Source organism: Streptomyces rectiverticillatus (genome assembly GCF_013394065.1).
GTDB classification, from domain to species: Bacteria; Actinomycetota; Actinomycetes; order Streptomycetales; family Streptomycetaceae; genus Streptomyces; species Streptomyces rectiverticillatus.
On sequence record NZ_CP040752.1, the window covers coordinates 4,296,750 to 4,323,546 of the forward strand.

Below are 26,797 nucleotides of genomic sequence, written 5' to 3' on the forward strand. Positions count from 1 at the left end.
CTGCAGAGGGTCAGGCCGCGCCCGCCGCCGTCTTCGCTATCGCCTCCACGGCAACCGGGATCTGCTCGGCGGTCACGTCGAGGTGGGTGACGACCCGGACGGTCGTGGGTCCGAAGACGCTCACCCGTACGCCGTGCTCGGCGATCGTCCGCGCCCCGAACTCGGCGGCGGTCAGCCCGGTGGCGGCCACGTCGAACAGGACGATGTTCGTCTCCACGTGCTCGGGGTGGATGACCAGGTTGTCGATCTTCGCGAGCTCCGTCGCGAGCAGCCGGGCGTTGGCGTGGTCCTCGGCGAGCCGGTCCACGTGGTGGCGGAGCGCGTAGACGCCCGCCGAGGCGATGACGCCGGCCTGGCGCATGGCGCCGCCCCAGCGCTGCTTGAGCCGCCAGGCGCTGTCGATGAACTCCTGCGTGCCGGCGAGGAGCCCGCCGACGGGCGCGCCGAGGCCCTTGCTGAGGTCGATGAAGACCGAGTCGAAGTGGGAGGCGTAGGTGCGGGCGTCGACGCCGCTCGCCACGCAGGCGTTGAGCAGCCGCGCCCCGTCCATGTGCGCCCACAGCCCGCGCTCGCGGGCGATGGCGGTGATCTCCTCGATGCGCTCCAGCGGCCAGACCGTGCCGCCGCCGGCGTTGGACGTCTGCTCGATGACGACGCCGGTGGTCGCGGGCGCGTACCGGCTCGGGGTGCGGATCGCGGCCCGGAACTGCTCGGCGGTGAACAGGCCGCGCTCGCCCTCCAGCGCCCGGACGTTGATGCCGCTGAGGGCGGCCGGCCCGCCGACCTCGTAGTTGATGATGTGCGCGGTCGTGTCGGCGAGGACCTCGTCGCCGGGCCGCGAGTGGACGGCCAGCGCGATCTCGTTGCACATGGTGCCGGACGGCAGGAAGACGGCGGCCTCCTTGCCGAGCAGCTCGGCGGCCATGGCGGTGAGCTCGTTGACGCTGGGGTCCTCCCCCTTCTGCTCGTCGCCGACCGGAGCCTCGGCCATGAACGTGCGCATGGCGGCGGTGGGCAGCGTGATGGTGTCGCTGTAGAGATCGACCAGGGGGCGCTGAGAGGTGCTCACGTGCATACTCATTTCGTCGGGTGGGACGTTGGTGACAGTGAGTGATGGTGCGTGGTGCGCGCTACAACTTCCTCCCGTCGCGGGGATTCCCGCTGGGGAGGTGGCAATGCCGGCCCGTCGCGGGGGTTCCCGCTGGGGGCGCGATGAACGTCCTGCTGCGGAGACAGCGGCCTTATTCCGTCGCGGGACCCCGCGGTCGGAGGCCGCAACCTCCTCCCGCCGCCGTGGCGATTCGCCACGATGGCGGGGTCCGGCGGAATTCGGGCTGCCGCAGGCCGACCCCTCCGGGCTCTGCCCGTCAGGCCGCTACGGAGGCCGCAACCTCCTCCCGCCGCCGTGGCGATTCGCCACGACGGCGAGGGTCCGGCGGAATCCTGGGCTACCCCGAGCCGGGAACCCGGGCCCCGCCGGTCAGGCGTTACGCGTCGTCGCCGAAGACCGGCCGGAGGTACCCCGCGGCCGAGGCCGCGCGAATGCCCGCCTCGTCCGCCGTCGCCCCGGTGCACCAGAGCGTGCCGTACTCGCTCCGCTGGTCCTTCGCGTCCGGCAGGACGTCACCCGCCCGTGCGGTGATGCGGATGTCGCGCAGCCCGGGCACCCGGTCGGCGAGCTCCCGCCCGGCGACGTCCTCGAACCGGCCGCCGCGCTTGGCGTAGAGGGCCTGTTCGGCGGCCGCGCCGACCGGTGCCGGGGCGTGTACGGGCTCGCCGAGGTAGGAGGCGATGACGCCGTCGAAGACGTTCCAGTCCAGGGCGGCGGAGACCATGGTGGAGACGTTGCGGCCGGCGAAGCGCGGGTTGAACTCCACGACCTTCGGCCCGTCGGCGGTGAGCGCGAACTCGATGTGCGCGGGCCCGTTCTCGTAGGCCATCAGGCGGGCCAGGTCGGTGCAGATCCGCTCGATCTGCCGGTGGACCTCGGGGGAGAGGTCGACGGGGAAGCGGATCGCGAGCTCCATGAAGTACGGGAGTTCGCTCATGATGCGGTCGCTGATGCCGAGGACGTGCGGGGTGCCGCCGGAGTAGAGCACCTCGGCGCTGACGACGGGGCCGATGAGGAACTCCTCGACGAGCGGCACGCCGCCCATCCCGTCGGACTCCTCCAGCACCTCGGCGAAGTGCCAGCGCAGCTCGTCGGCGTCGGCCGCGGAGACGACGCCGTAACTGCCCGTCCCGATGGACGGCTTGAGGACGACCGGGTAGCCGGTGGCCTCCGCGGCGGCCAGCGCGCTCGCGAGGTCCGGGGCGGCGGTGCTGCGCGGCGCCGGGACGGATTCGACGGCGCAGGCCTGCCGGAAGGCGTGCTTGTCCTGGGTGAGCTGCACGGACGCCGTGGGAAGGAAGGGGATGCCCAGCTTCTCGGCGGCGGTGGCGGCGGGCAGCAGGTACTGCTCGTTGGGGGCGATCAGGGTGAACTCGCCGCCGTCGCCGAGCTCCTGGAAGAGCTCGGTCAGCTCCTCCACGGACCGGGTCTCGCGGACGTGGACCTCGACCGGACCGGACTCCAGCAGGTGGCGGAGCGGGTCGTGGGTGTAGCGGCCCCTGTCGCGCGTGACGAACGTGACGCGGCCGGCCTTGCGGACGGCGGCCTCGACGAGGCGCAGGCCGGTGCCGCTGGTGAGTGCTTCGACGATGACGATGTGATCGGCCATGATGCCGGTCTCATTTCTTCACTAGGGACGGGCTGGCGGGGGACGGGGAAGGAGCAGGGGCGGGGGCGGCGCGCCGCCGCGGGACGAGGACGACGGCCAGGGCGGTGAGCAGGCTGAGCGCGGCGGCGACGAGGAACGGCGACCAGCCGGTCCACGAGTCGCCGGTCGAGCCGCCCGCCACGGCGGTGCCCAGGGCGCCGCCCGCCGACTCCGCGATCCCCCACACCAGCCCCGCGAACCCGAAGGCGGCGAAGCTGTTCCCCTCGGCCTTGCGGGCCATGATGCTGTCGGCCGCGGGCGACCAGACGAGCTCGGAGAAGGTGAACACGGCCGCACCCAGGAAGATCACGGGCCAGGCCGGGCCGCGCCCGGGCACGAAGAGCACGAGACCGGCCGCCAGCAGCACCATGCCGAGGGCGATGACGGCGCGGTCGCCGCGCCGGCGGGCGAGGCTCTCCATGCGCCGTGCCACGACGCCCTGGAACAGCACGATCAAGATGGCGTTGACCAGGAACAGCATGCTGATGACGCGCGTGGAGACGGCCGTGCCCATGTACACCGGCAGCACGTTGGCGAACTGCGCGTACGCGAGCCACAGCGTGGCCGTCACACAGGACCACAGCAGCACCTGGCGGCTGGGCAGCCCGAAGCGTGCCGCGCCCTTCGCGGGCGGGGCGGCCGTCACGTCGCCGGGCGCACGGGCGGCCAGCAGTGCCGCCAGGGCGAACACGGCGGCGGGGATCAGCGGGAACGCGCGGCCGGTGGCCGACATCAGCCAGCCGCCGGCCACGGGCCCGAGGGCCGCCCCGCCGTTGATCGCCGCGTTGAGCCGGCCGAAGGCCGCCAGCCGGGTCGCCTCGTCGCAGCCGTTGGCGATGAGCGCCTTGGTGCCGACGTTGGCGCACGAGACGGCCGTGCCGTTCACGGCCAGCACGGCGAGCCAGGACGCGGCGTCGTCGAGCCGGAGCACGACGGGCACGAGCATCACCGCGCCCGCCACCAGATAGCCGCCCACCAGGACGGCCCGCAGGCGGAAGCGCACGACGACGAACTGCATGTAGACCGCGCCGGCCCGCATGCTCAGCAGGTGCACGCCGACGGCCGTCGCCGCGAGCGGGACGGGCACGCCGAGCGTGCTGTGCAGCCAGATGGCCAGGAACGGCGAGATGACGTAGTAGGCGGCGCTGCCGAGCGCGCGGGACGCCAGCGCGGCGTTCATGGGCGAAGTCACGGCGGAGTGCATGACCGTACGGGTTCCTCGGGTCGGCGGCAGGCCGCCGTGCTCCCCTCCCCGGCACGGCAGCCGTTGCACACACAAACACATACCGGGCGGTCTGTTCAATGGATCAGGCTGTGATCTGCCACTCTGTCAGCTGTTTGCAAGGCAGATGGTTTTTCCAACCTTCACTTTTGGGGGCAAGTTGCGTGAAGCGCAGATGAACGCGTGATTGCGTGGCCCTGCCCGTCAATACCGGTGCGGTCACCATCATTTCCGGCGGATCCCGGACGCTCCGCACCTGCCGGACCGACCGTGCCGTCTAGCGTGACCGGCATGTCATGCGATCCGCGCAACCGGGACGACCACGCGACCGCCGCGACCTCCCGCCCCCGGCCGTACGACACGGTGATCCCGACCCCCAGTGGCGGCAGGTGGGTGAGCCGGAGTGAGGTGGCGGGCGACGTGGCGGGGCCCGGATCCGGGCCCCGGTAGCCTGAGGTGAGCAGATCGTCCACCAACCTCGCGGCCTCGTCTACGAGTTCCTCCAGTCCGTACGCCTCCAGGACGGTGCGGGCGGTGGAATGCGCTACGGCGTGCGCTGCGCGGGCGGACCGCGGGTCGTGGGGCAGGTCGAGGGCGTACGACCAGGGGGTCTGCGGCGATACCGTGGCCATGCTGGCTCCTCTGACGAGGCGAGCAGGTGAGTGGCGCTGCTCACCACCGTACGCCGCCCGGCCAAAGGTATTTAGCGGCGTCGGCAGAACTACTTCGGTAAGCACCCATGTGGGTGACGTGCGGGAGAGGCGAGAGATGCCGGTGAGGAACAGCCCGACGGCGCGTCAACTCCGCCTCGGGGCCGAGCTGCGCAAGCTGCGCGAGCGCGCAGGGCTGACGTCCACCGAGGCCGGGCGCCTCCTGGGCACCAACCAGGCGCAGATCAGCAACATCGAGGCCAGCCGCTACGGAGTGAGCGCCGAGCGCCTGCGCGCCCTGGCACGCAACTACTCGTGCTCCGACGAAGCGCTGGTCGCGGCCCTGATCGAGATGGCCGGCGAGCGCAAGCGCGGCTGGTGGGAGGAGTACCGCGAGATCCTCCCGGCCGGGCTGCTGGACCTCGCCGAGCTCGAACACCACGCGGTGGCCCTGCGCGCCTCGTACGTCGCCCACCTGCCGGGGCTGCTGCAGACGGCCGAGCACTGCCGCGAGGTCTTCCGCCAGGTGGTGCCGCCGCTGTCCCCGCCCGAGGTGGAGCACCGGGTCTCGCACCGCATCAAGCGGCAGGCCGTCCTCTACCGGCACCGCCCCACCCCGTACACGGCGATCGTCCACGAGGCCGCCCTGCGCATGCGCTTCGGCGGCCCGCCCGTCGCGGGGCCGCAGCTGCGGCACATCCTCGCCATGAGCGAGCGCGAGCACGTCAGGGTGCTGGTGATCCCCTTCGACGCCGGGGCGTTCCCCGGCTCGGGGCAGTCCACGCTGTTCGCGGTCGGCCCGGTGCCCCAGCTGGACACCGTGCACGTCGACCGCGAGCACGGCTCGGAACTGGTGGACGCGGCGGCGCAATTGGACCGCTACCGGATGGTGCTGGACCGCATGGAGTCCGTCGCCCTGGGCGAGCGCAGGTCCCGGGACCTGATCCTGGACATCGTCCGCGCTCTGGAGGGCAGGTGAACGGGTGAATCTGCAGACCCCGGCCCCTGGTGCGGAGATCCGGGGGTAAGGGTCTCGTACCGAGGCGATCGAGGAGGCGGCAGCGATGAGCAACGACCTGGGGAACCTGCTGGGCGGGCTGCTCGGCGGCGGCGGGGCGGGCGGCAAGGGCGGCCATCTGCTGGGCGCGCTGCTCACCTCGCTCGGCGGCGCCGGCACGCACGGCGCGGGCAGCAACCCCCTCGGCGCCCTGCTGGACACGCTCAAGGAGGGCGGCCTGGGGGAGAAGACCGACTCGTGGGTCGGCAAGGGGGCGAACCAGGAGGTCAGCGGCCCCGAGGTGGCCCAGGCCCTGCCGTACCAGGCGCTCGACCACGTGGCGCAGCAGGCGGGCGTCACCCCGGAGGAGGCGGCCGACGAGCTCGCCCGCACCCTGCCGCAGGCGGTCGACAAGCTGACCCCGGCCGGCGAGGTGCCGGAGGGATCGCTGGAGGACCTGATCCGGCAGCAGTCGTAGCAGCCGTAGCAGTCATAGCGGTCATAAAAGAGCGGACGGCCCCGGCGCACTCCGGGGCCGTCCTTCCTCGGTGTTACTTGACGACCGTGATGCGGTCCGCCGCCGGCGGGGCCAGCGGGGCGCCCTTCGACGAGTGGGCCGTCAGGTAGGCGTTGAAGACGTCCAGGTCGGACGCGCCGACGCGCTTGTCGGTGCCCTCCTTGAAAGCGGGGAAGCCGTCGCCGCCGCCCATCAGGAACTCGTTGCCCGCGACGCGGTAGGTCTTCGCCGGGTCGACGGCCGTGCCGTTCAGCTTGACCGACGCGGCCGGGACGCGCTCGGCGCCCTTCTTCGTCAGGTCCAGGGTGTAGGTCAGGCCCTTGCTGATCTGCAGGATCTTCGGCTGAGCCTCGTTCGGGCCGCTGACCTGCTGCTGGAGCGCCGCGATGACCTGCGCGCCGGTGAGGGTCTTCGTCTGCATCATGTTCGTGAACGGCTGGACGGTGAACGCCTCGCCGTACGTCACGACGCCGTCGCCCTCGCCGCCCGACGCCTTGAAGGCGAGGTCGGAGCGGATGCCGCCGGGGTTCATGAAGGCGATCTGGGCGCCGCCCTTGTCGGCCGGGGCCAGGGCCTCCAGCTGGGCGTCGGCGATGACGTCGCCGAGGGGCTTCTCGTAGGCCTCGGAGCCGCGCCCGTTGATGTCGGCGGTGATGTAGCCGATGGGCTTGTTGGCCACCGGCGCCGCCAGGGCCTTCCAGCGGTCGATCAGCTTGGTCATGTCCGCGGCCTTGGGCTGCTCACGGTTCACGACGTGGTTCTTCGCGCTCGGGCTCTTGACCGTCGTACGGACGATGTCCTTCGTGCGGCGGTCGTACGTCAGCGTCGTGTCGGTGAACACGCGGCCGAAGGAGGCGGCCGAGGTCACCGTGCGCGGGGCGCCCGACGGGTCGGGGATCGTGCAGGCGTAGGCCTGGTGGGTGTGGCCCGTGACCAGGGCGTCCACCTTCGGCGTGACCTTCTTCGCGATGTCCACGATCGCGCCGGAGATGCCCGCGCCCGCGCCCGGCGTGTCGCAGTCGTAGTTGTACGCGCCGGAGGCCGGCATGCCGCCCTCGTGGATGAGGGTGACGATCGACTTCACGCCCTGGCGGTCGAGCTCCTTGGCGTACTTGTTGATCGTCTCGACCTCGTCGGCGAACTTCAGGCCCTTGACGCCCTCGGCCGTGACGACGTCCGGGGTGCCCTCCAGAGTGAGGCCGATGATGCCGATCTTCACGCCCTTGTGCTTCCACACCGTGTAGGGCTTGAGGATCTGCTTGCCGGACTTCTCGTCGGTGACGTTGGCCGCGAGGTAGGGGAAGTCGGCGCCCTTGAAGGTCCTGCCCTTCTCGAAGCAGCCCTCCTTGGGGTGGCAGCCGCCCTTCTGCATGCGCAGCAGCTCGGCACGGCCCTCGTCGAACTCGTGGTTGCCGACGGAGGTGGCGTCCAGCTTGATCTTGTTGAGCGCCTCGATGGTCGGCTCGTCGTGGAAGAGGCCGGTCATCAGCGGGCTCGCGCCGACCATGTCGCCGGCCGCCGCGGTGATCGAGTACTCGTGGCCCTTGCGGGCGGAGCGCAGCGAGTTGGCGAGGTACTCGATGCCGCCGGCGGGTACGGCCTTCGTCGTGCCGTCCGGCTGGGCCTCCGTCACGGTGCCCGAGGAGCCCTGCGGCGGCTCCAGGTTGCCGTGAAGGTCGTTGAAGGAGAGCAGCTGTACGTCGACGGTGCGGCCCGTACGGCCGTAGGAGAGGGCGTCGGCCGGGGCGGCCGTGGCCAGGACACCGGCGGTGGCGGCGAGCGCGGCCGCGGTCGCGGTCAGCCGTCTCGCCAGGCGCTTGCGTGGCGGCGTCGCGTGCATGTGTTCCCCTTTATGCATGTTTGCGGGTGAGAAGCGGGTGAGAAGCGGGTGGAATGGTCTGCGGCAGCCTAGATCAACCCGCGTAGAACGTCAGCAGGGTTGGCTGTGACGATTCGGCGTCACCCGCGTCGTAGGCTCGCACCATGAGCGACGTCACGAACAACGCGAACGGGCAGCGATCGGTCGAGGTGCTGGAGGAACTGCCGCCCGAGGTGGCGCAGGACGTGCTGCGGCTGGTGACGGAGGCCGCGGCGGTCGACGGCCAGCCGGCCGTCTCCGAGCAGGGACGGCTGCAGCTGAAGGGCCGGCGGCCGGGCGTGCGGCACGTGCTGCTCCGCACGGACGACGGGGAGCTCGTGGGCTACGGGCAGCTGGAGGACAGCGACCCCGTCGAGGCGCCCGCGGGCGAGCTCGTGGTCCACCCCTCCTGCCGGGGGCGCGGGCACGGGCGGGCGCTGGGCTCGGCGCTGCTGCACGAGTCCGGTAAGCGGCTGCGGATCTGGGCGCACGGCGGCCACCCGGCGGCGCGGCACCTGGCCCAGGTGCTCGGCCTGAGCCTCTTCCGCGAGCTCCGCCAGATGCGGCGCCCCCTGCACGACCTCGACCTGGCCGAGCCGGTGCTGCCCCCCGGGGTGACCGTGCGGACCTTCCGCCCGGGCGAGGACGACGAGGAGTGGCTCGCGGTGAACGCGGCGGCCTTCGCCCACCACCCCGAGCAGGGCTCACTCGTCCAGCGCGACCTCGACGACCGCAAGGCCGCGGACTGGTTCGACCCCAAGGGCTTCTTCCTCGCCGAGAAGGACGGCCGGATCATCGCCTTCCACTGGACCAAGGTCCACGCCGAGGAGGGCCTCGGCGAGGTCTACGTCCTCGGCGTGGCCCCGGGCGCCCAGGGCGGCGGCCTCGGCAAGTCCCTCACCACCATCGGCCTCCGCCACCTGGCGACCCAGGGCCTCCCCACGGCCATGCTCTACGTGGACGCCGACAACGCGGCGGCGGTAGCGGTCTACGAGCGCCTCGGCTTCCAGATCCACGAAACGGACCTGATGTACCGCACGGAGAGCTAGCACGAAGGGAGCGAGAAACTCGCTGCGATGACCCACCCTGGGCAAGGGCGAGCCGCCGCCGCGTTCGCCGTGGCCGCAGCCGGCCGTTCGGAGTCGGAACTCCTCGCCCGACACAGCTCGCCTGCTGAGGTACTCAGCCGCCGTCCCGGGACACTTCTCCGCCGCCGATACGGACCAGGCCGGTTGTTTGCCGTCCCGAAGGCGTCACGCCCGCCTAACCTGCACCCGGGACAGGCAGGTGGCAGCGTAGGGCACAGGAGCAAGTGGGAAGCCGTTCAATTGCGCTATTCACCCGGTGGGGGTGGGGACTTGGTCCGAGTGGCGTGTGTCTGTGCGCGATCGGGCTAGCGTGGGTTCATCGGGTCGCTTCGTGCCGAAACGAGGCGACCCCCGGCGGTGCTAGCAACACCAATCCGGGGGTCTGCACCCGCAAGGAGAGCTCAAGCGAAAGGGCTCCTCGAAGATGCTCAGGCATGCTATCCCTCCTGCGTCCTTCTTCACGCAGGTCTCCAACGAAATCCTCCGCCATCCGCGTCTGTCATCCGACGCCGTGCGTCTGCTGACCTGGCAGTTATCGCTGCCGGACAGTGCCGACGAACCGCTGTCGAAGACGGCGGAGCGGGCAGGGATCAGGAAAGTTGCGTTCATTCGGGCGAAGCGCCAACTCCTGGCCGAGGGTTACCTGCACGAGTGGCGGCGCCAGGGCGAGGCCGGGCGGTGGGCGACCACTCAGCTGGTGTCGAGCGTGCCGCTGTCCGCGGCGGAGGCGCTCGCCGCGCGGGACGGCCACCTGCCGGACGGGCGGCCGACGGGCGGGATTCCGGCCGCCGGTGAGCCGACGGGCCGGTCCGTCGGCCGTTCCCCCGAAGACAACAACGGTGTGAACAACCTCCACCCTCCCTCCCCGGCGGCCGAGGAGGCGCCCGAGCGACCCGCTCCGCCCGTGAACCTCGTCGAGCGCGGGGCGCAGGCGTTGGCGGCGGTCTCCCGTAGTGAGCGGCGGCTGAAGTTGTCGGCGCCGGACGTCGCCAGGCTGGCGCCGCTGGCGGGGGAGTGGTTCCTGCGGGGCGCGCCGATGGCGGACTTCCGCGAGGCGCTGACCGCCCATCTCCCGGGAGTTATCCACCATCCGGCGGGCCTGGTCCGGGACCGGTTGCTTCGTAAGATGCCGCTCGTTCCTCCCTTTGCCGAGCAGGGTGCATCGGCGCCCCAAGGCGTGTCCGGCAGTGCGGCGCCGTCCCGGGTGGCCGGTATGAGGGAATGCCGGGGGGATCACGTCCAGCCACGGCTGTTCCGGCCGGTCGCGGACGAAGTGCTGTGCCGGGAATGCCGCCGCGCCGCGGACGGCGCCCGCGACCCTGCGACCGTCCCCGGCCCGGTGTCGGCGGCATTGCGGGGAGCGGTCGCGGTCCGGGCGGCGCTGCGGGGAGGGGCGGGGTGAGGGTGTGGCCCGGCCTGCCCGGGGGCGGGGACGCCCGTCCTATGGGGCCGCCGGGGAGTCCTCCTTCTTGGCCAGGGCGCTGGGCCACCAGATGTGGCGGCCCACGTCCAGGTTGAGGGCCGTGACCATGACCGAGCGGACGATGAACGTGTCCAGGAGGATGCCGAAGGCCACCGCGAAGCCCAGTTCGGCGAATTGGGTCAAGGGGAGCGTGCCCAGGACGGCGAAGGTGCCGGCCAGGACGACGCCTGCGGAGGTGATGACGCCGCCGGTTGCGGCGAGGCCGGTGAGGGTGGCCGGGCGGGTGCCGTGTTTGAGGGCCTCTTCCCGGATGCGGGTCATGAGGAAGATGTTGTAGTCGATGCCGAGCGCGATCAGGAAGACGAACACGTACAGCGGGAAGGAGTTGTCCTCCGCCCCGAAGCCGAAGATGTGGCGGAAGACCAGGGCGCTGACGCCGATCGTGGTGGCGCAGGAGAGCACGACCGTGGCGATGAGCAGCAGCGATGCCACGACGGCGCGCAGCAGCAGCACCAGGATCACCAGGACGACCAGGAGCACGATGGGGGCGATCAGGGCGCGGTCGTCCTTGGTGGCCTGTTTGACGTCGAGGTTCAGCGCGGTGTTCCCGCCGACCCGGGCTTGTGCCCCGGGGACGGCGTGGAGTTCCGTGCGGGCGCGTTCGACCGTGCGGAACGCGGCCTTGCTGTCGGGCGCGTCGGTGAGGGTGGCGTAGAGCAGGGCGTCGCCGCCCTTGGTCATGGGCGGGCTCACCGAGCCGCGGTCGATGCCGGGTACGGACATCAGGGCGGTGCGCACGGCCTCGGCCCGGTCGGCCTTGGCGGTGACGAAGACGGGGCTGCCCAGGCCCGCGTCGAAGTGCCGGTCGATGATCTTCTCTCCGGCGACCGAGTCCTGGTGCGTGGTGAAGGCCTGCTGGTCGGTCAGGCCGTGGGAGTTCAGCTGCACCATGCCGGCGGCGGCCGCGGCCAGGATCAGGGCGGTCACGACCCAGGTCGTCCGGGGCCTGCGGGCGATGCGGTTGCCGACGGCGACCCAGCGGCTGGTGTCGATGGTGTTCCCGGAGCCGTACTCCGGCTTGGCCGGCCAGAAGATCCACCGTCCCACCGTGACCATCAGCGCGGGGAAGAGCGTGAGCATCACCGCGGCGCCGACGACGATGCCGACCGCGAAGACCGGGCCGAGCCCCCGCGTGGAGTTCATGTCGGCCAGCATCAGGCAGATCATGCCGACCGCCACGGTCGCGGCGCTGGCGATGATGGCCGGGCCCGAGCGGCGCAGGGCCTCCTCCATGGCCGCGTGCCGGTCCTCGTGGCGGCGCAGCTCCTCGCGGTAGCGGGCGATGAGCAGCAGCGAATAGTCGGTGGTCGCGCCGAAGACGAGGATGGTCAGGATGCCCGCGCCGTCGGCACTGACCGTCAGCCCTCCGTGTTTGGCGAGGAAGTAGATGACCGCTTCGGCGATCTGGAGCGACACCCCGGCACAGATGATGGGCATCAGCCACAGCACGGGACTGCGGTAGGTGAACAGCAGGATCACGATCACCACGAGCAGCGTGGCGGCCAGGAGGGTGGTGTCGATGCCGCTCACGGCCTTGTTGAGGTCACCGGTGTTGCCCGCGGGGCCCGCGATGTGGACCGTCATGCCCTGGGCGCCGTCCCGGGCGGTCTTGCGCATCTCCTTGACGCGGTCGCCGACCTTGCTGAAGTAGTCGGGCCCCAGGTTCAGCGGCACGGTCGTCTGCGCCGCCGTGCCGTCCTCGGAGATCGCGGGCCCGGTGACCGGGCCCTCCAGGTCCTTGCGCTCGCCGAACACCTTCGCGTCGGCCGCCGTCTTCCGCTTGTCCGCCTCGGTCAGGCCCGAGGGCCGTTCGTAGACCACCACGGCCGGAACGGTGTACGGAGAGCCGAACTTCGCCTGGGTGTCGAAGACGCGCGTGGACTCGGCGCTGTTCGGCAGGGACGACTTGACGTCGTTCTTCTCCACGCTCGAGAGCTTGCCCGCGAACCCCGCCGCGACGACGAGCACGATCAGCCAGGCGACGATCACCCCGTACTTGGACCGGCGGCCGGTGATCAGGCCGATCGGTAAGCCCTTCCGGAACCTTCGGAACCCGTTACGGCCGCTACGGTCGTTGCGGCGGCCGTTGGGGCCGGAGGCGGGGCCGGTACGTTCCCCGGACGGGTGGAGGGCGTCTCCTGGCATGGTCCTGGTGCCTCTTCCTGGTCGCTTCGGGACTGCTTCGGGGCGGCTTCGGGACGGTGCGACGGCCGGAGGGCGACGGGGAGGGACCGTGTGCGCCGCGGGCGGGGGAGGCCACGGCGCACACGGAGACTCAGGTGGTGTCCGAGCCGTCGGCACGCCCGGGTGCGTCGGCGGCGGTGGTGGTGCAGGTGATACCGGTGAGCCGCGCCAGCGGGCCGTCCAGCGGCACCGCGGCGAGGGCGGGCTCGATCAGGCGCTGGAGCAGCAGACCGTCGACGGCCGCACCGAGCACCAGGGCGGTGCCCTCGGGGTCGGCCGTGTTGCCGTGGGCCCGCAGCCAGGCGGCGACGGCGGTGCGCCAGCGGCTGGTGAGCTCCGCCAGGCCGTCGCGCATCTTCTTGTTGCGGGTGGCCGCCAGGACCATTTCCCCGGCGAGGACGGCCGTGGACGCGTCGCTGGGGTACCGGGCGAGGGCGGCCAGGGCCTCCGGCGTCCCCGCGGGGCCCTCCGCGGCCTGCTCCAGCAGGGCGATCACCTTGTCGATCTCCCGCCGGGAGGCTTCCAGGGACGCTTCGACCAGCAGGTCGGTGACCGTGTCGAAGTGGTAGTGCACGAGCCCGGGGCGCAGCCCCGCCGCTGCGGCCACCTTCCGTGTGGTCACCGCTCCCCACCCCTCCTCCACGACCAGCCGCGCTGCGGCGCCGAGCAGCCGTGCCCGGGTCTCCTGGCCGCGTTCCGCCGAGGTGGGTGTCACTGTGCCGTCTCTCCGTCTCTCCGTCTGCCGTCCGCCGTACGTCGTCCGTCGGTCAACTTGGGCGTTCGCCTTGGGCGTTCGCCCTATGCGTACCCACGGTAAGACGAGTGACACCTCGTGCGTCACCGCCGTGCCGGAAGTTTCTGCCGCGCATCCCGGCGCGAAGGAGCGCCCCTAGGCGCGTGGCCTTGCCCCCGCGCCGCACGAGCGGGGTTCACTCGGCGGGCGCGGCCGCGGCCCCGTCCGCGACGAGTGCGGCGGGCGGCCGCTCCCCGGCCATCGCCGCGGCGGCCTCCTTCTTCAGCTGGTCCCGCATCACCACGTACTTGGCGTTCAGCTCGTCGGCCGCCACGAACCTGTTCACGCCGCGGCCGGTGGCGCGCGGCTCGATGCTCTTGACGACGTTCATGTCCTGGACCTCCTGTACGCGCTTCTGCGCGAAGAGGGCCAGCCTCGGCACGATCCGCCGCGCCGCCGGGAAGCGCAGGACGTTCTTCATCCGCTCGTCCTCGTACCAGCGGAACAGCACCTGGGTGTTGTTGTCGTCGATCGGCGTCATCCAGATCGTCACGTCGAAGGGCAGCGCGTGGATGTGGACCATGCCGGGGAAGGTGAACGTCACCCGGAGGAAGTTGCGGTTGGTGGGATCGTCGTGCTGGCACAGCTCGAAGTAGTGCCGCAGGGTCGTCCCGTCGACCTCCAGGCGGCTCTTCTCGACCTTCGTCATGGCGATGTAGCGCCTGCGGCCGTCGAGGCCGAGCTTCTTCAGCGTCCCGCCCCAGCCCATGTAGTCCGCGTAGTTGAACCAGTGGTCCCGGTGCACGACCGGTACGTGGTAGAAGTCGAGGAGGCTCTCGATGTAGCGGGTGTAGTGGACGGGCTGGCTCCAGGTGGAGGTCGCGTACAGCGCGGGCTTGTCGGCCACTTCCGGCGGCACCTGCACCTCCGGCAGGACGTCCAGGTCCTGCCCCCACCACATCCACACCAGCCCGTTCTGCTCGCGCACGGGGTGGGTGTCGATGCGCATCGACGCGGGGATGCGGGCACCGGGCCCCAGGCACGGCGCGAGCTTGCACGCGCCGTCGGCGCCGAAGCGGAAGTCGTGGTACGGGCAGCCTATGGAGTCGCCGTACAGCCGCCCGCGGGCGAGGCTGGCGCCCTTGTGGGGGCAGCGCGCGTCCTGCAGCACCACGCGGCCGGCACGGTTTCGCCAGGCGACCAGCTCCTTCCCTAAGCGGCGGGCACCGGTCGGCCGGTCGGTCCTCACGTCCTGCGACCGCAGGATCGCGTACCACTGGTTGGGTATCACGTCTCTCCCTCTGGATTTCGCTCGTCCTGCTCGTCCTGCTCGTCCTGGTCGTCCTGCTCGCACTGAGCGCACTGAGCGCACGTCAAGGCCACTGTGGCGCGGCTCGCTGACAGGCCGCTGACCGATGGCTGATGGCGCCCGCGGCCCCCGTTTGACAGGCCGCAGCCCCATCCCACACGCTTTCACTAGTCAAGTAGTGAAAGGGGGGCGCGTGGTCGAGTTCCGCATCGACCGGCGCAGCGGGGTCGCCACGTACCTGCAGATCGTCCAGCAGGTCGAACAGGCCCTCCGCCTGGGCCTGCTCGCGCCCGGCGACAAGCTGCCCACGGCCAAGGAGGTCGTCGCGGCCACGGCCATCAACCCCAACACCGTCCTCAAGGCCTACCGCGAGCTGGATCGCGCGGGCCTGGTCGAGGCGCGCCCCGGGCTCGGGACGTTCGTACGGCGCTCGCTGGCCCGCCCGCAGGCCGCCGCCGACTCGCCCCTGCGCGCCGAACTGACCGGCTGGATGCACCGCGCCCGCGAGGCCGGCCTGGACCGGGAGGACGTGGCCGCGCTGCTCGCCTCCGTCCTGGAGGAGGGGTTCGACGGGCCCGGGGGGAGCACGGGGCGCGGCGGCCCGTACGAGACGAACAAGGGGAGTGGATGACCGGGATGACCGGGACAACGGGGATGACGGGGATGACGTTTCAGCCCGAGCGGACCGCCGTGGAGGCGGTGGGCCTCGGGATGAATTACCGGCGCCGCCGGGCGCTCGACGACTGCTCCTTCCGCCTCCCCGCGGGCCGCGTCTGCGCGCTCGTGGGGCCCAACGGCGCGGGCAAGTCCACGCTGCTGTCGCTCGCCGCCGGGCTGCGCCGCCCCACCGCGGGATCCCTCACCGTCTTCGGCGGCCTGCCCGGCGCCGCGGACGTCCGCCCCCGCATCGCCTACCTCTCCCAGGACAAGCCGCTCTACCCGCAGTTCACGATCGCCGACACCTTCCGCATGGGGCGCGAGCTCAACCCCGGCCGCTGGGACCAGGCCGCGGCCGAGCGTACGGTCGCCGACGGCGGACTGTCGTCCACGGCCCGCGTCGGCGACCTCTCCGGCGGCCAGCGCACCCGCGTCGCCCTCGCCCTCGCCTTCGGCAAGCGGCCCGAACTCCTGCTGCTCGACGAGCCGATGGCCGACCTCGACCCGCTCGCGCGGCACGAGATGACGGCCGCCCTCATGGGCCAGGCCGCCGAGCACGCCACCACCGTCGTGATCGCCTCCCACGTCCTCGCCGAGCTCGAGGGGATCTGCGACTACCTGCTGCTGATCGCCGGTGGCCGCGTCCGGCTCGCGGGCGAGGTCGAGGACCTGCTCGCTGCGCACGCCGTCCTCGTAGGCCGGCATGAAGGCCCGGACCTGCCGCGGGAGTTCGCCACCCACACCGTCGTGGAGGCGCGCGCCACGGGACGGCAGCTGACCGCCCTCGTCCGGCCCGACGGCCCCGTTCCCGAGCGGTGGCGGGCCACCGAACCCTCCTTGGAGGAGCTCCTCCTCGCCCACCTGCGGGCTCCCGGAGCCCCGGCGCTCCTCACCCCCAGCGCGGAGCCGCGCACGCCCCACCAGGCGTGCGTGCAGGGCCCGTCGCGCCGGCCGGGGGCGGCCGCCTGAGCCCCGCGGCCGTCACCCGCGTCGCCCCGGCCGCTGCGGCCGTCCTCGCCCGGGTCGCGCCGGGACGGGTCGCGCCGGGACGGATCGCGCCGGGACGGATGCGCCGCGTCTCCGCATGACCGCAGCCCGTAGCGCAGGTCCGCCGGAAGGCACCCACGCGCCATGTGGGCGTTACCCGTGATTCAACAGCGGTTGCGAGTCTTGCGGAATGCAGCCTGCTGTGCCCCCCGTACCCGCTCGAAGGCTCCGCGCCGCCCCCGCCGTGACCTCCTTCGACGCGCCCGGCCCGCCGCCGGCGCGGCACCATGGGAACATGACCCAGTCGTCCCGCGCACAGGCCCACGACCAGCCGCACGGCGACCGCAGCGACCGCAGCGACCGTTACGGCGAGGGGTTCGGCAACCCGCAGCCCTCGGTCGGGTCCATCGCCGCGCACCGGCCCTTCGCGGTGGCCGGCCCGGCCGCCTCGCCCGGCCTGGAGCCCGACCTGGACGCCGACCTCGGCCCCTACGGGCACGGCGGCTACGGCCACGACGCGTACGGCCACGACGCGTACGGCCACGGCCCGGCCTACGCACCCGGGCGCGCCGGCGAAGACGACGACCCCTACGGCGACGGGCCGCTGCCGCAGGGCCGCTTCCTGGACCGCGAGCGCAGCTGGCTGGCCTTCAACGAACGCGTCCTGGAACTGGCCGAGGACCCGGCGACGCCCCTGCTGGAGCGGGCCAACTTCCTCGCGATCTTCGCGAGCAACCTGGACGAGTTCTTCATGGTCCGCGTGGCCGGCCTCAAGCGCCGCATCGCCACCGGCGTCGCCACCCGCTCCGCCTCCGGCCTGCAGCCCCGCGAGGTGCTGGAGCTGATCTGGACCCGCTCCCGCGAGCTCATGGCCCGGCACGCCGCCTGCTACCAGCAGGACGTCGCCCCCGAGCTGGCCGAGGAGGGCATCCACCTCATCCGCTGGAACGAGCTGACCGACAAGGAGCAGGGCCGGCTGTTCACCCTCTTCCGGCAGCAGATCTTCCCCGTGCTGACCCCGCTGGCCGTCGACCCCGCGCACCCGTTCCCGTACATCTCGGGGCTCTCCCTCAACCTCGCCGTCGTCGTCCGCAACCCCGTCAGCGGGCACGACCACTTCGCCCGGGTCAAGGTCCCGCCGATCCTCTCCCGCTTCCTGGAGGCCTCCCCGCAGCGCTACGTCCCCCTGGAGGACGTCATCGCCGCGCACCTCGAAGAGCTCTTCCCCGGCATGGAGGTCCTCGCGCACCACATGTTCCGCGTGACGCGCAACGAGGACCTGGAGGTCGAGGAGGACGACGCGGAGAACCTGCTGCAGGCGCTGGAGAAGGAGCTCATGCGCCGCCGCTTCGGCCCGCCCGTGCGGCTGGAGGTCGAGGAGACCATCGACCCGTACGTCCTCGACCTGCTGGTCCGCGAGCTGAAGATCTCCGACGCCGAGGTCTACCCGCTGCCCGGCCCGCTCGACCTCACCGCGCTCTTCCGCATCGCCACCCTCGACCGGCCCGAGCTCAAGTACCCCAAGTTCGTGGCCGGCACGCACCGTGACCTCGCCGAGGTCGAGTCGGCCTCCGCGCCCGACATCTTCGCCGCCCTGCGCGAGCGCGACGTCCTGCTGCACCACCCGTACGACTCGTTCTCCACCTCCGTGCAGGCGTTCCTGGAGCAGGCGGCGACCGACCCCGACGTCCTGGCCATCAAGCAGACCCTCTACCGGACCTCCGGCGACTCGCCCATCGTCGACGCCCTGATAGACGCGGCCGAGTCGGGCAAGCAGGTGCTCGTCCTCGTCGAGATCAAGGCGCGCTTCGACGAGCAGGCCAACATCAAGTGGGCGCGCAAGCTGGAGGAGGCGGGCTGCCACGTCGTCTACGGGCTGGTGGGCCTCAAGACGCACTGCAAGCTCTCCCTGGTGGTCCGGCAGGAGGGCGACACCCTGCGCCGCTACTCGCACGTCGGCACCGGCAACTACCACCCCAAGACCGCCCGGCTCTACGAGGACCTGGGGCTGCTCACCGCCGACCCGCAGGTCGGCGCGGACCTCTCCGACCTCTTCAACCGGCTCTCCGGCTACTCGCGCCGCGAGACCTACCGGCGCCTGCTCGTCGCCCCCAGATCCCTGCGGGACGGGCTCGTCGCCCGGATCGCCAAGGAGGTCGCGCACCACCGCTCCGGGCGGCCCGCCTCCATCCGCATCAAGGTCAACTCGATGGTCGACGAGACGGTCATCGACGCCCTCTACCACGCCGCCCGCGCCGGCGTCCCGGTCGACGTGTGGGTGCGCGGCATCTGCGCGCTGCGCCCCGGCGTCCCCGGGCTCTCCGAGAACATCCGCGTCCGCAGCGTCCTCGGCCGCTTCCTGGAGCACTCGCGGGTGTTCGCCTTCGGCAACGGCGGCGAGCCCGAGGTGTGGCTCGGCAGCGCCGACATGATGCACCGCAACCTCGACCGGCGCATCGAGGCCCTCGTGCGCGTCACCGACCCCGCGCACCGGGCCTCCCTCAGCAGGCTGCTCGAAGCCGGCATGTCCGACTCCACCGCCTCCTGGCACCTCGGCCCGGACGGCGGCTGGACCCGGCAGGCGACCGACGCCGACGGGCAGCCGCTGCGGAACGTCCAGGAGATGCTCATTGACGCCCGGAGGCGCCGGCGTGGCTCAGCGACCCCATGACCCGGCAGGTACGGACACCGCTACGGACACCGCTGCGCTTACGGGCGCGCCTGAGAACCCGCTCACGGACGCGCTTGCGGACGTGCTCATGGACACCGCCGGGGGGCAGGACACGATGACGACGAGATACCCGGCCGTGCGCACCGCCACCGGCCCCGCCGGGGCGGCCACCGCCGGCGACGTCCTGGCCGGCTATCTGCAGGCCCAGGCCGTCGAGTTCCTGCGCAGCCTGCGGCTGCACGGCGAGAGTGGCGCCGACGCCGACGAGGCGGGGGAGGCGGCGCGCCTGCTGCGCCGGTCCGCCCGGCGCATCGCCGGGGTCCTGTACGTCTACCGCCCGCTGACGGACACCGACTGGACCGACCAGCTCCGTACGGAGCTCGTATGGCTGACGGACGTGCTGGGGCGCGAGCACGCCTACGCGGCGCGGCTCGCCCGGCTGCGGGGGGCGCTGCACCGGCTCTCCGGCGCGGAGGACGGCGGGGCCGGCGGCGGCCTGACCGTCGGGGCGGCCCGGGCCGGGGCCCTGCTGGAGCGCCGGCTGACGCTCGCGCGCACGCGCGCCCACTCCGCGGCGCTCCAGGCGCTCGGCACCTCCCGCTTCCACGCCGTCGCCGACGCCGCCGCCCTGCTCGCCTCCGAGGTGCCCCTGGACCCCGGCGCGCGCGGCCTCCCCGCCCGTGAGGTCCTGCCCCACCTCGCCGAACAGGCGCAGCGGCGGCTGGCCGAGGCGGCGGAGGCGCTGCCCCTGGCCCTCGCCGGGAACCCGTACAACGCCGAGGCCCTCGCCCACGGCCTCGCCGCCGCCCCGGCCCCCGACGGCCCGCCCGCCGAGGGACGCCAGGACGCGCCCTGGCACCAGGTGCGGCGGCTCGTACGGCTGCGGCGGTACGCGCAGGAGGTGCTCGACGAACACGAGCAGACCGAGGTCGAGCCGTCCCTGTCCGTACGCCTCCTCGGCGCCGGCCAGGCCCTCGACCGCCACCGCGACGCCGCGGAGGCCGCCGCGGACGCCGCCGCGGCCGCCCGCACCCCCCGCATCGCCCCGGCCACCGCGTACGCCCTCGGCGTCCTCCACGCCGACCAGCGCCACGAGGTCGAGGCGGCGCGGTTCGCGTTCGGCCGGATCTGGCTGCGGGCGGGGACGCCGTGACGGCGGAGGCGCCGCTGTACGCGGCGGGCTGCGTGCTGTGGCGGCGGGGGCGGGACGGGGCCCTGGAGATCGCCCTGGTCCACCGTCCGAAATATAACGATTGGTCCCATCCGAAGGGCAAGCTCAAGCGGGGCGAGGACGCCCTGGGGGGCGCGGTGCGCGAGGTCCGCGAGGAGACGGGCATGGAGTGCGAGCCGGGCGGGGTGCTGCCCACCGCTCGGTACGTCGTCGCAGGCCGCCCGAAGGAGGTCCGCTACTGGGCGGCACGCGCCACGGGGGGCACCTTCGTGCCGAACAGCGAAGTCGACCGGCTGCTGTGGCTGCCGCCGCGGGAGGCGAGGGAACGCCTGACGGAGGACAGGGACAGGGAACTGGTGGACGCGCTGCTGGCGGTGATCAGCCCGCCGGAGCCAGGGCCTCCCACCGCAGGGTGACCTCGCCCTGGCGCCACCTGCGCGGGCCGTCCGTCACGGGCCAGTCCGCCCGCAGCGAGGTGACCGTACGGATCCACCGCTGGCGCGCGCTGAGCGACGCGTACGGCGCCGCCGCGGCCCAGGCCCGGTCGAAGTCGCGCAGGAACGCGTGCACCGGCTCGCCCGGCACATTGCGGTGGATGAGCGCCTTGGGCAGGCGTTCGGCCAGGTCGGAGGGGGTGACCAGGGAGCCGAGGCGGGTGGCGAAGGTGACCGTGCGGGGCCCCTCCGGGCCGAGCGCCACCCAGACGTGCCGCCGCCCGATCTCATCGCACGTGCCTTCCACGAGCAGCCCGTCCGGCGCGAGCCGCGCACACAGCCGGGCCCAGGCCGCGGCGACCTCGCCCTCGTCGTACTGGCGCAGCACGTTCGCGGCGCGGATGAGCGCCGGCCGCCGGCCGCCGTCCAGCGGCACCTCGAAGCCGCCGTGCCGGAAGGACAGCCCGTCGCGCGCGTACGGCCGGGCCCCGGCGACGCGCGCGGGCTCGATCTCGACCCCCACGACCTCGGCGTCCGCCCGCACCGTGCGCAGCCGCGCGAGCAGCTCCACCGCGGTCCACGGGGCGGCGCCGTAGCCGAGGTCGACGGCGACGGGGTCGGCGCTGCGGCGCAGCGCGGGCCCGTGGGCGTCGGCGATCCAGCGGTCCATGCGGCGCAGCCGGTTCGGGTTGGTCGTACCCCGGGTCACCGCACCGACGGGACGGCTGGGCGGAGGAGGGGTGCGAGCGGCCATGCCTTCGAGCGTAAGCGCTGCTCAGAGCGGTCCGTGCCGCGCGGGGGAAGGACGGGAAGAGGGCTGGGTCACTCTTTGGCAAAGCGGAAATGCGGCTCCGTACCCGTGACGTTGCACCGTTGACAAGGTGACGCACGCCCCCACGCACGCCCCCCAACCACCTCACGCTGACGGAGGACACGCACGGTGAGCCAGTACGCATCCAGGCTCGGCGCCCGCCGCGGCCGCGCGCTCGGCACCCTCGCGGGCACCCCCCTCCGGCGCCTCGGCGCCCCCCGCAAGCCCCGCCGCATCGCGATGCTCAGCGTTCACACCTCGCCGCTCCACCAGCCCGGGACCGGCGACGCGGGCGGCATGAACGTCTACATCGTGGAGCTGGCCAAGCGGCTCGCCGCGATCAACATCGAGGTCGAGATCTTCACCCGCGCCACCACCGGCGCCCTGCCGCCCGCCGTCGAGCTGGCCCCCGGCGTGCTGGTGCGCCATATCGACGCGGGCCCGTACGAGGGCCTGGCCAAGGAGGAGCTGCCCGCGCAGCTGTGCGCCTTCACGCACGGCGTGATGCAGGCCTGGGCCGGCCACCGGCCCGGTCACTACGACCTGGTCCACTCCCACTACTGGCTCTCCGGCCACGTCGGCTGGCTCGCCGCCGAGCGCTGGGGCGTCCCTCTCGTCCACGCCATGCACACCATGGCCAAGGTCAAGAACGCGGCGCTCGCCGCCGGCGACACCCCCGAGCCGGAGACGCGCGTCATCGGCGAGACCCAGATCGTGCGCGCCGCCGACCGCCTGATCGCCAACACCGACGGCGAGGCCCGCGAGCTCGTCCACCACTACGACGCCGACCCCGGCAAGGTCGCCGTCGTCCACCCCGGCGTCAACCTCGACCGCTTCACCCCCGGCGACTCCCGCGCCGCCGCCCGGGAGCGGCTCGGCCTGCCCGCCGACGCCCTCGTCCCCCTCTTCGCGGGCCGCATCCAGCCGCTCAAGGCCCCCGACATCCTGCTGCGCGCGGTCGCGGTGCTCCTCGACGAGCGGCCCGAGCTGCGCACGCGCATCGTGGTGCCGGTCGTCGGCGGCCCCAGCGGCAGCGGCCTGGCCAAGCCCGAGGGGCTGCAGAAGCTCGCCGCGCGGCTCGGTATCGCCGACGTCGTCCGCTTCCGCCCGCCGGTCGGCCAGGAACAGCTAGCCGACTGGTACCGGGCCGCGTCCGTGCTGGTCATGCCGTCGTACAGCGAGTCCTTCGGCCTGGTCGCCGCCGAGGCCCAGGCCTGTGCCACGCCCGTGGTCGCGGCGGCCGTCGGCGGCCTGCCGGTGGCCGTGCGGGACGGCGAGAGCGGCTTCCTCGTCGACGGGCACGACCCGGCCGACTACGCCGCCGCGCTGGCCCGCTTCGCCGACGACCCCTCCCTCGCGGACCGGATGGGCGCCGCGGCGGCCCGCCACGCGCGCCACTTCGGCTGGGGCACGGCCGCGGCCGCCACGGCCGAGGTGTACACCGAAGCGATCACCGAGCGGCGGCGTCGCCTACGCTCGTCGCATGGCTGACGCGAAAACCGTTCTCGAACAGACGTTCAGTGAGGCCGGGCTCGAGTGGGAGACTCCGGCCGACGGCACCTACGTGGTGAAGCTGCCGGGCACCCGCAAGCTGTCCACGACCGTGTCCCTGGTCGTCGGCAAGCACTCGCTGTCCGTCAACGCCTTCGTCGTGCGCCGGCCGGACGAGAACCACGAGGCGGTGCACCGCTGGCTGCTGGAGCGCAACACCCGGCTGTACGGACTGGGTTACGCCCTGGACCGGCTGGGCGACGTCTACCTCGTCGGCCGGCTGCCGCTGGCCGCCGTGACCCCGGACGAGGTCGACCGGCTCCTCGGCACGGTCCTGGAGAACGCCGACGGCAGCTTCAACACCCTGCTGGAGATGGGCTTCGCGAGCGCCATCCGCAAGGAGTACGCGTGGCGCACCTCGCGCGGGGAGTCCACGCGGAACCTGGAGGCGTTCGCCCGGCTGACGGGGGATCAGCCCGACGGTGAGGGCGGGGGCGAAGGCGGCGGCGGATCCGCCGGATCGTGAGGGCGCGCGCGGCCCGCCACGCGGCGGCGCGTGCCGCAGGAGCCTCGCTGCCGTGATGCCGCGCCGTCGCGGGATGCTCGTTCCGGTGGGCCGGTGGGCCGGTGGGCCGGTGGGCCGGTGGGCCGGTGGGCCGGTGGGCCGGTGGGCCGGCACCGGCCTCGCCCGGGCCCCGGACGTTTCTCCCGCCGCAGCGGTGGGCCACCACAACGGCGCAGTCCGGCGGTGCCGGACCGCACCGGGGCCCTGCGGCGGCCTACGCCGGCGCCCCCGCCCGGTCCGCGGCCGAAGGCCGTGCGCCCTCCGGCTCCTCCGGAGCCGATGCCGCAGCCGCCTCCGTCGCGGGACCCGCCGCCGGAACCCGCCGCATCAGCAGCCAGTAGCCGACGGCCGTCACCGTGCCCACCACTGCGCAGCCCGCCCACAGCACGTCCGCGCCGAACCGGTCGATGACCGTACCGCCCGCCACGGGCGCGACCAGTGACGCCGCCGCCCACGACAGCGTGTACATGCCCTGGTAGCGGCCGCGGCCGTGCGTGGGGGAGAGCCGGGTGACCAGGCCCATCTGGATGGGCGAGTTGATGATCTCCGCCAGCGTCCACACGCACACGGTCAGCATGTAGACCGCGAGCGAGCCGGCGAAGGCGGTGAGCCCGAAGCCGTAGCCGCCGAGGAGGGCCGCGAGGACCAGCAGCAGCCGCGGGTCCCGGTGCTCGAGGAAGCGGGTGACGGGGATCTGCACGGCGACGATCAGGACGCCGTTGACGGCGATGGCCACGCCGTAGTCCTTGGTGGAGAACCCGCCGTCCGCCATCGCCACCGGCAGGGCGACCTGCGACTGCAGGAACACCACGGCGAGGAGGAAGGACAGGCCGACCACGGCCATGAAGCGCCCGTCGCGCAGCACGGTGCCCATGCCGACCGTCGCCTCGCCGCCCTCGGCCGCGGCCGCATCCGTCTCCGGCCGCGACTCGGGCAGCTTCACGAAGATCAGGATCGCGCAGGCCAGCGTCATGACCGCTTCGCCCAGGAAGCCGATCAGATAGCTGTACTCGGCGACGAAGCCCGCCGCCACGGACGAGATCGCGAAGCCCAGGTTGATCGCCCAGTAGTTCAGGGCGAAGGCCCGCACCCGGTCCTCGGGCGCCACGATGTCCGCCATCATCGCCTGCACCGCCGGCCGCGAGGCGTTGCTCGCCATGCCGACCACGAACGCGACGACCGAGATCGCCACGGGGTCGGTCATAAAGCCCAGCACGGCCACGGACACCGCGGTCGACGTCTGTGCGATCAGCAGCGTGGGCCTGCGCCCCAGCCGGTCGGTCATCACCCCGGCGCCGATCGACGAGACGACGCTGCCCAGGCCGAGCAGCGCGCCGACGAGCCCCGCGAACGAGGCCGAGTGCCCCTGGTCGGCCGTGAGGAACATGGCCAGGAAGATGGAGACGAAGGCCCCCAGGCGGTTGACGAGAGTGGAGGCCCACAGCCACCAGAACGCCCGGGGCAGGCCCGAGACACTCTCCTTCGCGGCTCGTCTGACGCTCGCGACGGACATTCCGGATCCCCCCGATGTGTAAGTGCCGAACTCAGTAGGCGCAACTTACACACAGTGGCGGCCCGCAAACCATCGGATTGCCGCCCGCCGTCAATCGACGCCCTCCCGGGCAGCGCGCACGGGCGGGCCCGCGCCGTCGATTACGCTCATGGGCATGGCCGACGCACCGTACAAGCTGATCCTCCTCCGCCACGGCGAGAGCGAGTGGAATGCGAAGAACCTGTTCACCGGCTGGGTGGACGTCAACCTGAACGAGAAGGGCGAGAAGGAGGCGGTCCGGGGCGGCGAGCTGCTCAAGGACGCCGGTCTGCTCCCCGATGTGGTCCACACCTCCCTGCAGAAGCGCGCCATCCGCACCGCGCAGCTCGCACTGGAGTCCGCCGACCGCCACTGGATTCCGGTTCACCGCTCCTGGCGGCTGAACGAGCGCCACTACGGCGCCCTCCAGGGCAAGGACAAGGCCCAGACCCTGGCCGAGTTCGGCGAGGAGCAGTTCATGCTCTGGCGCCGCTCCTACGACACCCCGCCGCCCGCCCTCGAGGACGGCTCCGAGTTCTCCCAGAGCGAGGACCCGCGCTACGCCTCCATCCCGCCGGAGCTGCGCCCGCGCACCGAGTGCCTCAAGGACGTCGTCGTCCGCATGCTGCCGTACTGGTACGACGGCATCGTCCCGGACCTGCTGGCCGGCCGTACGGTCCTGGTCGCCGCGCACGGCAACTCTCTCCGCGCGCTGGTCAAGCACCTCGACGGCGTCTCCGACGCGGACATCGCGGGCCTGAACATCCCGACCGGCATCCCGCTCGCCTACGAGCTCGACGCCGACTTCCGCCCGGTCACCCCCGGTGGCACCTACCTCGACCCGGAGGCCGCCAAGGCCGCCATCGAGGCCGTGAAGAACCAGGGCAAGAAGAAGTAGGCAGCAGCGAGCAGCACGGCTGCAGGCCCCCTGCCGGCGCGAAAGCGCTGGTGGGGGGCTTCTTGTTGTGGCGAACGGGTCATGTGGTCACCGAATGGAGCAAGTCGGCCACGGTGCGGATGCGGCCCATGGGTCTTCAGGTGAGCCTCGAAAGCAAGGAGGTAACACCATGCATTCAATCCGCTCCGCCATATGCGGTGCAGCCACCGTCGTCGCCGTCGTCGCGGCACCCGTCGCCCCCGCCTACGCCTTCGGGGGCAGCATCGCCCCGACCATCGGCGAGGCCGTCCCCAACACGGACGGTCCCGGCCACGGCCGTCACGACAACCACGAGGACTGCGACGACGACCACGGTCACGGTCGCCACGACGACCACGGTCGCCACGACCATGACGGCCGTCACGACCACGACGGCTGGGGCGACCACGACGGGCGTCACGACCACGACGGTCGCCACGACCACGATGGCCGTCACGACCACGACGGGCGTCACGACGACCACGGGCGTCACGACCATGACGGCCGTCACGACCACGATGGTCGCCACGACGACCACGGGCGTCACGACCACGACGGCCGTCACGACCACGACGGTCGCCACGACGACCACGGGCGTCACGACCACGACGGCCGTCACGACGACCACGGCCGCCATGACGACCACGGCCGCGGTGACCACGGGCGTCACGACGACCACGGCCGCGGCGACCACGGTCGCCACGACGACCACGGCCGTCCGCACCACTCCTCGCACGCGGGTGGCGGCGCCACGGCGCTCGCT

At 72.6% G+C, this 26,797-nt stretch carries 22 protein-coding genes; 12 read left to right on the top strand and 10 right to left on the bottom strand.

The features are described 5' to 3' along the window. Positions 1-10 precede the first annotated feature (10 nt). From FGW37_RS18790 to FGW37_RS18800, 3 genes are all read right to left on the bottom strand, one after another. The gene (locus FGW37_RS18790) at positions 11-1,069 is read right to left on the bottom strand and encodes a threonine aldolase family protein (RefSeq protein WP_218650592.1); all 1,059 of its coding nucleotides are present in this window, start codon (positions 1,067-1,069) and stop codon (positions 11-13) included. Positions 1,070-1,487: 418 nt separating this feature from the next. Beyond that, entirely contained in the window at positions 1,488-2,720 is a 1,233-nt protein-coding gene (locus tag FGW37_RS18795) for an ATP-grasp domain-containing protein (protein WP_179082106.1), read from the bottom strand. A 10-nt stretch (positions 2,721-2,730) separates the two neighbouring features. Then, entirely contained in the window at positions 2,731-3,963 is a 1,233-nt protein-coding gene (locus FGW37_RS18800; protein ID WP_179082107.1) for an MFS transporter, read from the bottom strand. A 786-nt stretch (positions 3,964-4,749) separates the two neighbouring features. Between FGW37_RS18800 and FGW37_RS18805 the strand changes: the two genes are divergently transcribed. Next, positions 4,750-5,610: a helix-turn-helix domain-containing protein gene (locus tag FGW37_RS18805; RefSeq protein ID WP_179082108.1), complete on the top strand. Its 861-nt coding sequence runs from the start codon at positions 4,750-4,752 to the stop codon at positions 5,608-5,610. An 85-nt stretch (positions 5,611-5,695) separates the two neighbouring features. Beyond that, the gene (locus FGW37_RS18810; RefSeq protein ID WP_179082109.1) at positions 5,696-6,106 is read left to right on the top strand and encodes a YidB family protein; all 411 of its coding nucleotides are present in this window, start codon (positions 5,696-5,698) and stop codon (positions 6,104-6,106) included. Positions 6,107-6,179: 73 nt separating this feature from the next. Here FGW37_RS18810 and FGW37_RS18815 read toward each other — a convergent pair whose 3' ends face one another. Beyond that, positions 6,180-7,985, bottom strand: coding sequence for a bifunctional metallophosphatase/5'-nucleotidase (locus FGW37_RS18815; protein ID WP_179082110.1), 1,806 nt, complete (start codon positions 7,983-7,985; stop codon positions 6,180-6,182). 143 nt (positions 7,986-8,128) lie between these two features. On the opposite strand from FGW37_RS18815, the gene mshD reads away from it, so the two are divergent. Next, positions 8,129-9,052: a mycothiol synthase gene (gene mshD, locus FGW37_RS18820; RefSeq protein WP_179082111.1), complete on the top strand. Its 924-nt coding sequence runs from the start codon at positions 8,129-8,131 to the stop codon at positions 9,050-9,052. Positions 9,053-9,602: 550 nt separating this feature from the next. Further along, on the top strand, positions 9,603-10,493 hold the full coding sequence (locus tag FGW37_RS18825; protein WP_179082112.1) for a hypothetical protein: 891 nt from the start codon (positions 9,603-9,605) through the stop codon (positions 10,491-10,493). Positions 10,494-10,532: 39 nt separating this feature from the next. Here FGW37_RS18825 and FGW37_RS18830 read toward each other — a convergent pair whose 3' ends face one another. From FGW37_RS18830 to FGW37_RS18840, 3 genes are all read right to left on the bottom strand, one after another. After that, on the bottom strand, positions 10,533-12,719 hold the full coding sequence (locus FGW37_RS18830) for an MMPL family transporter (protein ID WP_179082113.1): 2,187 nt from the start codon (positions 12,717-12,719) through the stop codon (positions 10,533-10,535). Between the two features lie 130 nt (positions 12,720-12,849). Further along, entirely contained in the window at positions 12,850-13,473 is a 624-nt protein-coding gene (locus FGW37_RS18835; protein WP_179082114.1) for a TetR/AcrR family transcriptional regulator, read from the bottom strand. Between the two features lie 214 nt (positions 13,474-13,687). Continuing rightward, positions 13,688-14,782 carry a Rieske 2Fe-2S domain-containing protein gene (locus tag FGW37_RS18840; protein ID WP_179082115.1) on the bottom strand — a complete coding sequence of 365 codons (1,095 nt, stop codon included), beginning with the start codon at positions 14,780-14,782 and terminating at the stop codon, positions 13,688-13,690. A 211-nt stretch (positions 14,783-14,993) separates the two neighbouring features. Between FGW37_RS18840 and FGW37_RS18845 the strand changes: the two genes are divergently transcribed. From FGW37_RS18845 to FGW37_RS18865, 5 genes are all read left to right on the top strand, one after another. Next, complete coding sequence (locus tag FGW37_RS18845) at positions 14,994-15,431, top strand: GntR family transcriptional regulator (RefSeq protein WP_246430442.1); 438 nt, start codon at positions 14,994-14,996, stop codon at positions 15,429-15,431. Positions 15,432-15,454: 23 nt separating this feature from the next. Then, entirely contained in the window at positions 15,455-16,426 is a 972-nt protein-coding gene (locus FGW37_RS18850; RefSeq protein WP_179084778.1) for an ABC transporter ATP-binding protein, read from the top strand. Between the two features lie 313 nt (positions 16,427-16,739). After that, positions 16,740-19,115, top strand: coding sequence for an RNA degradosome polyphosphate kinase (locus tag FGW37_RS18855; protein WP_425506550.1), 2,376 nt, complete (start codon positions 16,740-16,742; stop codon positions 19,113-19,115). A 115-nt stretch (positions 19,116-19,230) separates the two neighbouring features. Beyond that, positions 19,231-20,268, top strand: coding sequence for a CHAD domain-containing protein (locus FGW37_RS18860; RefSeq protein WP_246430809.1), 1,038 nt, complete (start codon positions 19,231-19,233; stop codon positions 20,266-20,268). Next, positions 20,265-20,702, top strand: coding sequence for an NUDIX hydrolase (locus tag FGW37_RS18865; RefSeq protein WP_343067126.1), 438 nt, complete (start codon positions 20,265-20,267; stop codon positions 20,700-20,702). The genes FGW37_RS18860 and FGW37_RS18865 overlap by 4 nt, the downstream gene beginning before the upstream one ends. Here the strand turns inward: FGW37_RS18865 and FGW37_RS18870 are convergent. After that, positions 20,665-21,474 carry a class I SAM-dependent methyltransferase gene (locus FGW37_RS18870; RefSeq protein ID WP_179082119.1) on the bottom strand — a complete coding sequence of 270 codons (810 nt, stop codon included), beginning with the start codon at positions 21,472-21,474 and terminating at the stop codon, positions 20,665-20,667. The two genes, FGW37_RS18865 and FGW37_RS18870, sit on opposite strands and share 38 nt — an antisense overlap. Before the next feature lie 186 nt (positions 21,475-21,660). Between FGW37_RS18870 and mshA the strand changes: the two genes are divergently transcribed. Beyond that, positions 21,661-23,022: a D-inositol-3-phosphate glycosyltransferase gene (gene mshA, locus FGW37_RS18875; RefSeq protein WP_246430443.1), complete on the top strand. Its 1,362-nt coding sequence runs from the start codon at positions 21,661-21,663 to the stop codon at positions 23,020-23,022. Next, positions 23,015-23,548, top strand: a complete 534-nt coding sequence (locus tag FGW37_RS18880; RefSeq protein WP_179082120.1) for a type III secretion system chaperone family protein — start codon at positions 23,015-23,017, stop codon at positions 23,546-23,548. Before mshA ends, FGW37_RS18880 begins: the two co-directional genes overlap by 8 nt. Before the next feature lie 253 nt (positions 23,549-23,801). Here FGW37_RS18880 and FGW37_RS18885 read toward each other — a convergent pair whose 3' ends face one another. Continuing rightward, complete coding sequence (locus FGW37_RS18885) at positions 23,802-25,100, bottom strand: MDR family MFS transporter (RefSeq protein WP_179082121.1); 1,299 nt, start codon at positions 25,098-25,100, stop codon at positions 23,802-23,804. Positions 25,101-25,254: 154 nt separating this feature from the next. Here FGW37_RS18885 and FGW37_RS18890 point away from each other — a divergent pair, with 154 nt between their 5' ends. Next, positions 25,255-26,016, top strand: coding sequence for a phosphoglyceromutase (locus FGW37_RS18890; RefSeq protein ID WP_179082122.1), 762 nt, complete (start codon positions 25,255-25,257; stop codon positions 26,014-26,016). Between the two features lie 175 nt (positions 26,017-26,191). On the opposite strand, the gene FGW37_RS18895 is transcribed toward FGW37_RS18890, so the two are convergent. After that, positions 26,192-26,758, bottom strand: a complete 567-nt coding sequence (locus tag FGW37_RS18895) for a hypothetical protein (protein WP_179082123.1) — start codon at positions 26,756-26,758, stop codon at positions 26,192-26,194. Positions 26,759-26,797 lie beyond the last annotated feature (39 nt).